Source organism: Candidatus Thiodiazotropha sp. CDECU1, assembly GCF_963455295.1.
GTDB lineage: Bacteria > Pseudomonadota > Gammaproteobacteria > Chromatiales > Chromatiaceae > Thiodiazotropha.
In genome coordinates, this window is sequence record NZ_OY734020.1 from 324,107 (window position 1) to 336,345 (window position 12,239).

The window sequence follows — 12,239 nt, forward strand, 5'->3', positions numbered from 1 at the left end:
TCAGTAAGAGGAAACCATCCGCTGTGAAGAAGAATCCTGTCATCTACCTGGCTTCTCGCTCGCCTCGCAGGAGGACATTGTTGCACCAGATCGGTATCAGCCATGCCCTGCTTGAGATCGATGTGGATGAGCGGCAGCGGCCGGATGAGGACCCGGTTTCCTATGTGTTGCGCCTGGCGACGGCGAAGGCCCAGGCGGGAGCAGAGGCGGTTGCCGGGGCTGAATCTTTACCGGTTTTGGCCGCTGATACCAGCGTTGTGATCAAAAACCGGGTGTTGGGCAAGCCGAGGGACAGAGAACACGGGTTGTGGATGTTGCGGCAGCTGTCTGGCAAGACCCATCAGGTCTACACCGCAGTTGCACTGAACGGGCGGGAAACTGAAACCGATCTGAGCCTCAGCGAGGTTAGCTTTCGAGCCTTGAGTGAGGCGGAGATCACAGCCTATTGGGCCACCGGGGAACCTGCCGATAAAGCGGGAAGCTATGCCATCCAGGGGATTGGTGCACGATTTATCAGCATGTTGCACGGCAGTTATTCAGGAGTGATGGGACTGCCCCTGTTCGAGACGGCGGAATTACTGAGCCGTAATGGCATCCAATTCGATAATGAATAATAAGAGCGTATTTGATGTATGAGTGAAGAGATACTGATCAATGTGACACCGCCGGAAACCCGGGTTGCGGTCATCGAGAATGGCGCGGTACAAGAGGTGATCATCGAACGCTATGGCAAGCGTGGCCTGGTAGGCAATGTCTACAAGGGCAAGGTTTGCCGGGTACTGCCCGGCATGCAGGCGGCGTTTGTGGATATCGGTCTGGAGCGAGCGGCGTTCCTGCATGTTTCCGACATTGGCGAGACCACCGATAAACCCAAGACAGACAATATCCATGAACTGTTGCGTGAAGGAGACTATGTCATCGTCCAGGTGCTGAAAGATCCACTCGGTACCAAGGGTGCCCGCCTGACCACCAATATATCCATCCCTTCTCGCCACCTGGTGTTCATGCCTTCACTGGGGAATATGGGTATCTCGCAACGCATTGAAGCCGAGGATGAGCGTCAGCGCCTGCGTGAGTTATTGAATCAAGTTGCAGACGCCGGTGAGATATCCGGTGGTTACATCGCCCGTACCGCTGCGGAGGGGGTGGACGAGGTTTCACTGAAAGCGGACATGCGTTTCCTGGCGCGCCTCTGGTCTTCGATTCAGGAGAAGAGCAAGCTGACCAGTGGCATCGAACTGATTCATGAAGATCTCTCCCTGCCGCTGCGCTCACTGCGCGATTTGGTTGGACCTGATGTGGAAAAGGTGCGCATCGATTCCAAGGAGACTCATCAAAAGGCGATCAACTTCGCGCAAAAATTTATCCCCGACATAAAACAGTGTATCGAATACTACCCGGGACAACGGCCATTGTTTGATCTTTATGGGGTCGAGGATGAGATTCAGAAGGCATTGGAACGAAAGGTACAGCTCAAATCGGGTGGACACCTCGTAATCGATCAGACCGAAGCAATGACCACTATCGATGTCAACACGGGTGCCTTTGTAGGACATAGGAATCTAGAGGAGACCATTTTCAAGACAAACCTGGAGGCGGCACAAGCCATCTGCCGCCAACTGCGTCTGAGAAACCTGGGCGGAATCATCATTATCGATTTCATCGATATGCTCGATCCCGAACATCGTCGTCAGGTCCTGCGAGCCCTGGAAAAATGCCTGGCACATGATCATGCACGGACCCACATCACCGAGGTCTCTACACTGGGGCTGGTGGAGATGACCCGCAAACGCATTCGTGAATCCCTTGAGCATGTACTCTGCGAGCCTTGCCCCTGCTGTGCCGGACGGGGCTCCATGAAGACAGCGGAGACCACCTGCTATGAAATCTTCAGGGAGATCCTCCGGGAGTCGCGACAATTCGATGTGGAGTCACTACTGGTGCTTGCATCCCAAGAGGTGATCGACAGGCTCCTGGATGAGGAGTCAACCCACCTGGCAGAGTTGGAGCAGTTTATCGGTCACCCCATCAAGTTACAGGTAGAGATGCTCTATACCCAGGAGCACTACGACGTCGTGCTGGTATGATCCGTATCACTGACCTTCCGTCATATGCTGAGCGTCGCTAAGTATCTTCACCTTAAATTTTGGCAGATCCTGGCATGGCTGGTGATCCTGGCCGCACTGCTGCTCAGCGCTCTACGTCTGTTTGTCCCGGTTATCGATCTCGATCCCTATCGGCGGGAGATAGAACGGGTGGCCGAAGAGGGAGCCGGTGTTGATCTGAAGATAGGTGATATGAAGGCCCAGGTGAAAGGGATTCACCTGGCGCTCAACTTTACCGATGTGAGTGTGCTGGATGATAAGAACACGAGCCCCTGCTGCATGCCCCGCAGGTGCTGGTCAACATAAAGCTGATACAAAGTATTATTGCTGGCCAGCTGCAACTGGGAGAGGCCAGTGTCATCGGCACCAAACTCAAACTGGAACGGTTCTCTGATGGCAGCGTAGCCTTGCAGGGTATGGGGGAGGTCAGTGAAGGGGATCCGGACACGGTGGCTGCCATTTTACTGGGACAGAACAAACTGCGTCTGCTCGATACCGAGATCTACCTGAAAAGCGCCATTCCCAACCAACCCCCGCTCAGACTCTCAGGGGTGAATGTGGAGCTGCTCAACAATGGCTTGCGGCATCAACTCTCCATGAGTACACAGATCGGTAAACGGGGAGAGGAGTCTGTGCGTCTGATAGCCGACCTGCAGCAAAGGAGTGCAACCTCGCTGGCCATGAGTGGAGAGTTCTATTTCAGTTGTAAAGGGCTGGTGCTGGGCGGGCGCCTGGCCGAGTGGATGCCAACCCCTTATACCCTTGACGAGGGTGATCTTGAGGTTGAACTCTGGGGTGATCTGGAACAGGGTGCGCTGCAGGGCCTGCGTGGAAAAGGCAAGCTGAGCGATTTTCGCATTAGCGGACCGGGGCGGACAGAGCCTTTCTATCTGCAACAGCTTTCCACCGGGCTCGAGTGGCGGCGTATGCATGATGGTTGGCAAATCGACCTTGACCGGCTTGATGTACAACAATCCCATGGGCAATGGCCGACCGAAGAGGTAAGTATCAGATGGCAGCGGACGGAGCAGCAGCGTCATTTTGAATTAAGTGCGGATGCCCTGTCGCTGATGGAGTTGAATGATTTTCTCGCGATCCTGAAACTGCCCAATCCCGAGTTGCACGCAATCCTCAAAGGGCTCTCGCCGCGGGGCAGGCTGAATCATCTGCAGTTCGGATTTAACAAGCCTCAGCAGGGTGAGCTCAGCTGGCATTTGAAGGGGAAGGTTGAAGACTATGCACATCAACCATGGCAGGACATACCCGGGTTGAGTGGGTTGACACTCGCCTTCGATGGAGACCAGGCCGGTGGCTGGTTGAAAATAGACAGCAGCAACCTGATGGTTGATTTTCCTCAGCTGTTCCGTAACCCGCTGCAATCACAACAGGCGATGGGTGATTTTGAATGGAAGTTCGAGCTCGACAGGGGACTGCATCTCAACAGTGACCGTTTACAGATGAGCTCCCGGGACGTGCAGACCCTCTCCCGTATCGATTTGCAGATACCCTTCACCGGTAAGGATCTGTTCATTGATATGCAATCCGATTTCTGGGATGCGGATGGTTCACGCAAGAGCGAATATCTGCCGGTTGGCATCATGCCTGACGAGTTGGTTAGCTGGCTGGATAAGGCGCTGGTGAGCGGATATGTGAAGTCGGGCAGTTTTCTGCTGTATGGCCCCATCAGCGAATTTCCTTTCCCTCAACACCAGGGGCGGTTCGAGGTCTGGTTCGGTGTGGAGGATCTGATTCTCGACTATATGCCCCAATGGCCACGCCTCTCTGAAGGGGTGGCCGAGGTCCATTTCATCAATAATGCACTCCAGGTCAAGCTGCAGGATGGCTTGCTGCTCAACAGTCAGTTGCAGGATGTGGCGGTTGAGATCGAAAGATTAAAGGAGGCCTCTCCGGTAAAGATACAGGGGACTGCGTCGGGGTCGCTGCAGGACCTGATGGGGATTCTGGGTGACACCCCTCTGCGTAAGGAGTTTCGTGCCTTTGTGGATGCGGTGGAAGTGGATGGAGAGACCAAAACCCGGGTGGATTTGTCGATACCGCTGAAAAAAGTGGATAAGCTCAAGATTAATGGTGAAGTCGATTTTGACCAAGCTGCGCTAACCATCAAGAAGCCTGATCTCAAGATCGATAAGCTCTCCGGCAGGCTTAAATTCAATCGTACAGGGGTGGAGGCTAAAGGCCTCAAGGGCAGGCTGCTGGAGGATGAGATTGTCTTCGACGTCTTGCCTTATAGCCATGAGGGTCAGCATTGGACACGGGTGACAACCCGTATGCCGATCAATCTGGCACGCTTGAAACAACAGTTTCCCGACTGGAAGCTCGACTACTTTCTGGGACTTGGAGAGGGGGATGTTGAAGTCAGGATAGCCCATCACCATAGCCAGGTGCCGGTTAGACTGAACCTGATTTCCGATCTGCAGGGGATCTCGGTCACGCTGCCGGAACCCCTTGGCAAACCTGCCAAATCAAAGATGAAATTGGATTTGAGTGCCGACTTGCGCAATGACGATTCCACTGAATTGAGGATTCGCTACAACGATAGCACCCATGCCCTGTTCCGCTTTTTCGATACCGGGGAGAAGCCTTGGATTGCCGCCTTTGGATTTTCCCAGGAAGCCCTCTCACTCGAGAATGTGGAGGGTTTCCACATGCGCGGGCATCTGCAGAGACTGAACGCAGACAGTTGGATCAGTTGGGTGGCGCAGCAGGCCGCTTCGGAGCAGGGTGGTTTACCAATCATTACCATGGACCTGCGGGTGGATGAGCTGATTGCCCTCGGAACAGCTTGTCCCGACACCCAGTTCACCTATGAAAACTATGCCGACGGCTACCGTATCAACCTGACCTCAGAGACTGCGCAGGGCATGATACAGGTGCCGGGCGAGCTCGATAATCGGCCCATATTCGGGCGTTTTGACTACATCAAATACGATCTGGATCAGTTGGCAAGAGGCATTACGGGACAGGAAGACCAACAGCGCCAGGCGCCAGATCTCGATCCCAGGGATGTGCCTGCCATCAATCTTACGGTTGAAGACCTCTACATTAACGGCAATCCCATGGGTAAGGGCTATGTAACCTGGAGAAAGGAGCCGGACGGCATCACCATCGACAGCTTGGCCCTGGTAGGAGATAACGTGGACCTCTCCGGACAGGGATATTGGCGTCTGACACCTAAGGGGCACAGTACTTCACTGAATCTGAAGTTGCATACCGGCAGTCTGGGTGATCTACAGCAAGCCTTGGGGATCACCACCGGTATCGAGCAGGCCCCCACCGATGTCAAGGCAGAGCTCTATTGGCCAACATCACCGCTGGAGATCGGAGCGGAAAAACTCTATGGCAGTATATCCCTGAAGGTGGATGAAGGGCTGGTGAATAATGTGGATCCAGGGGTCGGTCGGCTTATCGGCCTGTTCAGTCTCAACGCTCTGGGTAAACGTTTAGCCCTGGACTTCTCGGATCTCTTTTCCGAAGGTTTGGCTTTCGACTCGATCGAGGGCAATTTCACGATTAACGATGGTGACGCCTACACCTCAGACCTGGTGATGAAGAGTACGGCAGCGGTTGTCGATGTGCGAGGCCGTACAGGTTTGGCGACCCGGACCTATGACCAGAAGGTTGTGGTCACCCCGAATGTCAGTGCTACCTTGCCCCTGCTGGGAACCCTGGCGATCAATCCCACCGCTGGCGTGGCACTGGCAATGACACAAAAGTTGATTGGCCGGTTGTTTGATCGCATTGCCATGCGTACCTACGAAGTCACCGGCAGCTGGGATAAACCAGAATTTATTCAAGTCAACAAAACCGAGGATACTGGAGGTGGCAGGGCACTAATGCCGGAAATGCCAGGTGAATGAGAGGAGAGTCACATCGAATACCACGTCCAATGCATGGTAGAGAGGAGGGTTAAGGTGGCAGATCATGCCAGCCATCGCTGGTAGCATCAAGGTTCATGATGCTATCCTCGAGATTGGCACAGTAATTGTTAATAGTCAGAAATTGACTGAAGAGTTTTCAGATGAGTAGCAATAAGAATAAAGTTGCAGCCATACAGATGGCCTCCAGCCCCAATGTCAGTGCTAATCTGTTAGAGGCAGAGAGACTGATCTGTGAAGCGGCCGAAGCGGGCGCCGGATTGGTGGTATTGCCGGAAAATTTCGCCTTCAAGGGGGAACACGACCGGGATATGCTGACCCTGGTTGAGGATGATGATGGTCCTTTGCAGGGATTCCTCAACCAGATGGCCCAACGCTATGACGTCTGGGTTGTAGGGGGCACCATACCTATGCGCGCCAGTCAGGGCGGCAAGGTTCGTGCGGCATGCCTGATCATGGACAGTAGTGGCAATCTGGTGGCTCGATACGACAAGATACATCTATTCGATGTTCATCTTGTGGAGACGGATGAGCGTTATGTGGAATCAAATACAATCGAACCGGGCGACGAACTGGTCACGGTGGAAACCCCCTTCGGCATCCTGGGGGTGTCGGTCTGCTACGATCTGCGTTTTCCTGAGCTGTTTCGACAGTTGATGGAAAAGGGTGCAGAGATCTTTGTGGTGCCGGCCTCATTCACCGCCATGACGGGTAAGGCGCACTGGGAGACCCTGGTCAGGGCCAGGGCTATCGAAAATCTCGCTTTTGTGGTTGCTGCCGCACAAGGCGGATATCACATCAGTGGTCGAGAAACCCACGGGCATAGTATGATTGTCGATCCCTGGGGCACTGTGTTGAGCCAGGTGCCCAGAGGCACCGATTTTGTCTGTGTGGAGCTTGATCGCGAATACCAAAAGACCATTCGGCGCACTTTTCCGACGATTGACCATCTACGTCTATGAGGGGATTACAGGATCGTATGCCCCGATCATGAAAGCAGGTTGCGTTAACCACAATATATCCACTATTCCGGCACCCAATGAAATGAGTCAGATATGACTCTGTCCGGTTCGGATATGGGTTACCCGGGAACTACCTGCAGCGACAATGGGAGATAGCACAACGGCCGATAGGCTAGGAACATCATGTCAGATCTGATTCAAATAGCACAACAGACAATCTTAGCCCCAGTGGGATTGGCGCAACAGGATCTCGACCGCATGCTCGGTGAATTGACCGGAAGCGGCATCGATGCGGCGGATCTCTATTTTCAATCCAGCCGGTTGGAATCATGGGTCCTGGAGGACGGTATCATCAAGGAGGGTGCGCACAATATCGAGCAGGGTGCGGGTATCCGGGTCATCAGCGGTGAGAAGACCGGTTTTGCCTACTCCGATGAGCTGCAACTGACCACCTTGCAGGAGGCGGCGCGGACAGCGCGTGCCATCATACGCAGTGGTGCAGACCAGTCAGTGCGTGTTGCGGGCACACCCATGCCGCGTCAGTTATATGCCCCGATCAATCCATTGCCCACCCTGAGTGAGGTGGAAAAGGTCGACCTGTTACGCCAGGTGGATCAGGAGGCGAGAAAACAGGACCCCCGGGTAAAGGAGGTCATCGTCAGTCTGGTGGGTGCCCATGATGTCGTGCTGGTGGCAGCCATCGACGGTACCCTCAGCGCCGATGTGAGGCCCCTGGTTCGTCTCAACGTCCATGTCATCGCGGAACAGGGTTCGCGACGGGAGCAGGGTAGCAGCGGCGGCGGTGCTCGGGAGGGTCTCGACTATTTTCGCCACCAGGATCGCGCCTTGGATTATGCCAGGGAAGCGGTCAGGCAGGCCCTGGTGAATCTTGAAGCGGTCGATGCACCCGCGGGATCGATGCCGGTGGTACTGGGTCCCGGTTGGCCGGGGGTGCTGTTGCATGAGGCAGTGGGTCATGGTCTAGAGGGTGACTTCAACCGTAAGGGTACCTCCGCCTTCAGTGGCAGGATCGGTGAGCAGGTGGCGGCCAGCTGTTGTACCGTGGTGGACGATGGCAGCATGCCGGGGCGGCGGGGATCGCTGAATATGGATGACGAGGGAACGCCAAGTCAGAACACGGTATTGATTGAGAACGGTATCCTCAAGGGGTACATGCAGGATAAACACAATGCAAGGTTGATGAAGGTCGACACGACCGGTAATGGCAGGCGCGAGTCCTATGCTCATCTACCGATGCCGCGCATGACCAACACCTATATGCTGGCCGGAGAATATGATCCGCAAGAGATCATCACCTCTGTGGAACGGGGTCTGTATGCGGTCAACTTCGGCGGCGGCCAGGTGGATATAACCTCCGGTCGTTTTGTCTTTTCGGCCAGTGAGGCCTACCTCATCGAGAAGGGCAAGGTGACCAAGCCGGTGAAAGGGGCAACCTTGATTGGTAATGGTCCGGAATCCATGACCCGTGTGAGTATGGTGGGCAATGACCTGAAACTGGATTCCGGTATCGGTGTCTGCGGCAAGGAGGGGCAGAGCGTGCCTGTGGGCGTCGGTCAACCGACGTTGAAGCTGGATGAGTTGATCGTCGGGGGAACTGAGCAGTGATTGATATGGATCAGCGCAAAGGGGAATTGCAGCAATTGGTTGAGGATCTGTTGCGCGAGGCCAAACGCCTGGGTGCAACGGCAGCGGAGGCCGCGGTAAGCAGTAATGCCGGGCTTTCATTGACAGTGCGACTCGGTGAGACGGAGACCATCGAACACACTCGCGACAACGGCCTGGGTGTGACAGTCTATTTCGACCATCGCAAAGGCAGCGCCAGTACCTCCGATCTCAGTCCGCATGCCATAAAAGAGACAGTTGAGGCGGCCTGTAACTTTGCCCGTTATACCTCGGAGGATGCCTGTTCCGGTTTGGCCGATGCGGAGTTGATGGCGTCGGACAACCCTGATCTAGACCTCTATCATCCCTGGCAGCAAAGCGTGGAGGAGGCGATCGAACAGGCAATCCGTTGTGAGGATGCGGCGCGTGATTTCGATCCGCGCATCGTCAATTCAGAAGGTGCCTCCCTGAACTCCCATAACGGTCTGCATGTGTATGGCAATACCCATGGCTTCATGGGGGGTTATCCCTCTTCCAGGCACAGCCTGAGCTGTGCGGTTGTAGGTAAGCAGAATGAGAGTATGCAGCGTGACTATTGGTATACATTGTCTCGCCAATCGAGCCGGTTGGATAGTCCCGAGGAGGTGGGCCGGGTGGCGGCGCAGCGGACCTTGGCACGCTTGAACGCCAGACAACTGCCGACGCAACAGGCGCCAGTGCTGTTTCAGGCGGATGTGGCGGTGGGACTTTTACGCAGCTTCATTGGCGCGATTCGGGGTTCCGCGCTCTACCGCAAGGCCAGTTTTCTGCTCGATCATCTGGGTAAACCGGTCTTTCCTGATTTCGTCACCATCCATGAAGAGCCCCGTCTACCCATGGGACTGGCCAGTGCAGCCTATGATAACGAGGGCGTAACCACCCACAACAGGGTATTCGTGGATCAGGGCGTGCTTGAGAGTTATGTGCTCGACAGCTATGCGGCACGTAAACTCGGCATGCAGACCACAGGCAATGCAGGCGGTGTCAGGAACCTTCGTATCAATAGCGGAGAGCTGGACTGGGAGGGTCTGCTCAGAACCATGAACCGGGGTCTGGTGGTCACTGAACTGATGGGGCAGGGAGTCAATATGGTAACCGGTGACTACTCCCGGGGTGCCGCCGGTTTTTGGGTCGAGGGGGGCGAAATACAGTACCCAGTGGAGGAGATAACCATTGCCGGAAACATGCGCGATATGCTCATGGGATTACAGCAAGTGGGCACTGACGTGGAGACCCGGAGCAGTGTACAGACCGGTTCTTGGTTGATCGAACGGATGATGATCGCGGGCGAGTAAGCGGGGGGTGGAGAAGAGATTAGTGGTTGCCGTTGCGTATCTCAGCCAACTCCCTCCTTTGGCCTGCTCTTGACCATCGTCTCCGCCACCTTCACCGCGTACTGCAGACTGCCCAGGTTTGCCTGACTGGTACCTGCCAGGGGCAGGGCCGTGCCGTGGTCCACAGAGGTGCGGATGATGGGCAGTCCCAGGGTGATGTTGACAGCGTTGCCGAACCCCAGGTGTTTCAATACCGGTAATCCCTGATCGTGATACATCGCCAGGATTGCGTCCGCCTGTTGCAGGTGAATAGGGGTGAAGATGGTATCCGCAGGCAGCGGGCCGATGAGTTGCATGCCCTGGCTGTTCAACTCCGCCAGTGCCGGCTGGATGATTTCGATCTCCTCCCTTCCAAGATGGCCTTGCTCACCCGCGTGCGGATTGAGACCGCACACCATGATGCGTGGCTGAGAGATGCCGAAATAGCGTCGTAGATCATTGTGCAGGGTGCTGGCGACCTGTTGCACAGATTGTTTGGTAATCGCCTGACTGACCTGGGAGAGAGGAAGATGGGTGGTGACCAGGGCAACCCGGAGATCGGGCGTGGCGAGCATCATCACCGGATTGGCATCTTCACACAAGGCGGATAGGTATTCTGTGTGACCGGTAAAGGAGAGGCCGGCGTCGTTTATCACCCCTTTGTGTACCGGGCCGGTGACCATGCCGTCGAAGAACCCATTGCGACACCCCTCCGTTGCAATTCGCAGGGTGTCGAGCACGTACTCCGCATTGGCAGGATTGAGCCGGCCGCACACCACCTGGTGGGCAAGGGTTGCGGGTAGGAATCTCAGCTTGCCCGGTGGCAGTGGAGATGCTGGCTGGTGCTGATCGAAGGGAATCAGTTCCAGTGCCATACCCAGACGTTCCGCGCGCTGTTGCAGCAGCACCGGATCAGCAATGGCGACGATCTCGGTTTCCGGGTAGGGCTTTTGCGCCAGCATGACACAAAGATCCGGCCCGACGCCGGCAGGCTCGCCAGGGGTGAGTGCTAGACGTGAAATCAAGGTGTTTCCAGCTCTTCCAGGTAGACCTCGACATAGGCTTCGTCGCGCAAACGCCGCAACCACAGATCGATGGCCTCTTCCGATTTCTGTTTTTGGATCGCCTGGCGGGCCTTGTTTTTCAACGCCTCTTCAGTATTGTCATGCTGACGCCTCTCGAGAGGCTGCACAATGTGCCAACCGAAGGGGGATTTGAAGGGTTGGCTGATTTCACCGATATCCAGGGCATCCATCTGCTCCTCGAATTGATTAACAAGATCCCCGGGGCTGGTCCATCCGAGATCACCGCCTTTGATAGCCGATGCCTTGTCATCGGAGTGAGAGCGTGCCAATGACTCAAATGAATCACCCCCTATGATACGTTCCCGCAGGGTCTCAAGCCGCTGCTTGGCCTCATTGTCAGAGACGATTTCATTGGTATTCACCAGGATATGCCGGGCATGGGTCTGGTTGATGATCAGTTTATTGCCCCCTTTCACTTCTGCCAGCTTCACGATGTGAAAACCGGAGGCATTGCGTATCGGTTCACTGATAGCGTCGACCTCCATCTCATCGATCACACCGGTAAACAGGCTGGGGATGCGTGATATCTCTATCCATCCCAGGTCACCCCCATCCAAGGCCTGTCTGCCGTCGGACAGACGTATCGCCAGTTCACTGAAATCGGCGCCATCGGCAAGCTCGGCATAAACCGACTGAGCCTTCTGCTTTGCCTGCTGCACATCTTCCGGTGACGCCCCTTCCGGGGTGGCGATCAGGATATGGTAGAGATGGACAGCGGCGCGTTGCCGGCTGGTGCCCACCTCCCGGGCGAGGAAATTATCAATATCCTGTTCGGTGATGACAATCCTGTTGATCACCTCTTTCTGTTTCAGGCGGTTGATCAGGATATCCTCCCGAAGTTGTTCACGAAACAGGGGGAAGTTGATGCCGTCAGCCTCCAGGGTTTCACGTAGCTGCAAGAGTGATATATGGTTGGTCTCGGCGATATTGGCGATTGCCTTGGTCACTGTGGCATCGTCGACGCTGAGTCCGAGTCGTCGCGCGGCTTGCAACTGCAGACGCTTGGTGATCATGCGCTCCAACACTTGCTGGTGAATGATGCGCATAGGGGGTAGGTTGGTCTGTTTTTGCGCGAGTTGGGCGAGCAACTCCTGGGTTCGACTGTCGAGCTCGCTTTTGGCAATGATGTCGTCATTGACCAGCGCCACAATGTGGTCCAGCTCCTTGACCGCTGCCTGTACGGGTAGCGTGAGCAGCAGCATCATAACTCCTGCAA

General features: G+C 55.4%; 9 protein-coding genes. 7 read left to right on the forward strand and 2 right to left on the reverse strand.

The features are described 5' to 3' along the window. Nucleotides 1-23: 23 nt before the first annotated feature. The 7 genes from R2K28_RS01425 to pmbA all read left to right on the forward strand — a co-directional run bounded on the left by R2K28_RS01425 (nt 24) and on the right by pmbA (nt 9,920). Nucleotides 24-614: a Maf family protein gene (locus R2K28_RS01425; RefSeq protein WP_316367653.1), complete on the forward strand. Its 591-nt coding sequence runs from the start codon at nt 24-26 to the stop codon at nt 612-614. Nucleotides 615-632: 18 nt separating this feature from the next. Further along, a complete protein-coding gene (gene rng / locus R2K28_RS01430) occupies nt 633-2,087 on the forward strand; it encodes a ribonuclease G (protein WP_116447153.1) in 1,455 nt (484 codons plus the stop codon). 24 nt (nt 2,088-2,111) lie between these two features. Next, nucleotides 2,112-2,411, forward strand: a complete 300-nt coding sequence (locus tag R2K28_RS01435; RefSeq protein ID WP_316367654.1) for a YhdP family protein — start codon at nt 2,112-2,114, stop codon at nt 2,409-2,411. After that, nucleotides 2,396-5,983: a YhdP family protein gene (locus tag R2K28_RS01440; RefSeq protein WP_316367655.1), complete on the forward strand. Its 3,588-nt coding sequence runs from the start codon at nt 2,396-2,398 to the stop codon at nt 5,981-5,983. The genes R2K28_RS01435 and R2K28_RS01440 overlap by 16 nt, the downstream gene beginning before the upstream one ends. 161 nt (nt 5,984-6,144) lie before the next feature. Further along, a complete protein-coding gene (locus R2K28_RS01445) occupies nt 6,145-6,963 on the forward strand; it encodes a carbon-nitrogen hydrolase family protein (RefSeq protein ID WP_316367656.1) in 819 nt (272 codons plus the stop codon). Between the two features lie 183 nt (nt 6,964-7,146). Then, entirely contained in the window at nt 7,147-8,589 is a 1,443-nt protein-coding gene (tldD, locus tag R2K28_RS01450; RefSeq protein ID WP_316367657.1) for a metalloprotease TldD, read from the forward strand. Nucleotides 8,590-8,594: 5 nt separating this feature from the next. Further along, nucleotides 8,595-9,920: a metalloprotease PmbA gene (gene pmbA, locus R2K28_RS01455; RefSeq protein WP_316367658.1), complete on the forward strand. Its 1,326-nt coding sequence runs from the start codon at nt 8,595-8,597 to the stop codon at nt 9,918-9,920. Between the two features lie 41 nt (nt 9,921-9,961). On the opposite strand, the gene pdxA is transcribed toward pmbA, so the two are convergent. Together pdxA and R2K28_RS01465 are read right to left on the reverse strand one after the other, a co-directional pair. Further along, a complete protein-coding gene (gene pdxA / locus R2K28_RS01460; RefSeq protein ID WP_442871458.1) occupies nt 9,962-10,900 on the reverse strand; it encodes a 4-hydroxythreonine-4-phosphate dehydrogenase PdxA in 939 nt (312 codons plus the stop codon). Between the two features lie 59 nt (nt 10,901-10,959). Further along, entirely contained in the window at nt 10,960-12,228 is a 1,269-nt protein-coding gene (locus R2K28_RS01465) for a peptidylprolyl isomerase (protein ID WP_316367660.1), read from the reverse strand. Between the last annotated feature and the right edge of the window lie 11 nt (nt 12,229-12,239).